The organism is Serratia montpellierensis, assembly GCF_020858655.1.
Taxonomy (GTDB): Bacteria; Pseudomonadota; Gammaproteobacteria; order Enterobacterales; family Enterobacteriaceae; genus Serratia; species Serratia montpellierensis.
Genome location: NZ_VOSN01000013.1, coordinates 994,308 through 995,100, shown reverse-complemented (window position 1 = coordinate 995,100; position 793 = coordinate 994,308). Strand labels below are relative to the sequence as shown.

Genomic DNA, 793 nt, shown 5'->3' with positions numbered 1-793 from the left:
ATTCAGTTCTTCCTTGCTTATAGAGGGAAGGTGCTCTTTCAGTTTCACCTCATCACCATCATAAATCAGCTGTGCGATGTCCAGCTGGCGACCTTCAAAAAAATCCTGGGGTTCATATTCCATGCTTTTGTTGCATCCTTGCACTATGAGAACAGTAAACAGTAGCGCTATCGCCATTATCAATTTTCTCATCTTCTCCCCCTGAGAATGGTGACATCCTCGTCTCTTCAATCCGTTTTATTGCGTGGTCTATAGCGTGTTTATCGAAAACCAGATGTAACCTGACAGCTTCAGTATAAATAACCGGCAGCTGTCAGATCTGTGTTGATGAAATTACTGTGCTTCCTTTGCTCCTTTCAAAAGCATGAGCTCGAGTATTTTCTTACACTGTTCATTGTATTCTGAGCCATCTTGGCTGTCTTTTATTTGCCGATTCACTGCTGTTAACAGTGAAAGATTGTTTATATTTACCGGATTAGGATTCGCACCCCGATTGAGCAGTAGGGTCATGTGCTCAAAGGCTGAGCTAAAAAAAGCATCCATTAATAAGGTTTGTTGCAAGGAGTCTCTGATATTTATGTCCGCTCCGTAATCCAGCATCACCTTTAACGTTTCAGTGTTTTTGGCTTTGATTGTTTGGAATACAATGGGCTCATTGAATACCTTATCTTTTGCGTTTGGCGGTAAACCGCCGTCGAGCATGGCTTTGACCCAAATTCCCTTGTCGGCTTTCATGACGAATTCCGCTGGGCTGCTTCCTCCCTCTGGTCTGGGCTGCAACGGGTCTGCGCCA

Annotated in this window: 1 protein-coding gene; it reads right to left on the bottom strand. The window is 44.0% G+C overall.

What is annotated here, in order from left to right; genetic code table 11:
• Window positions 1-333 precede the first annotated feature (333 nt).
• On the bottom strand, window positions 334-793 hold a 460-nt coding region (locus FUU19_RS16475; RefSeq protein WP_230507222.1), incomplete at its 5' end, for an ankyrin repeat domain-containing protein.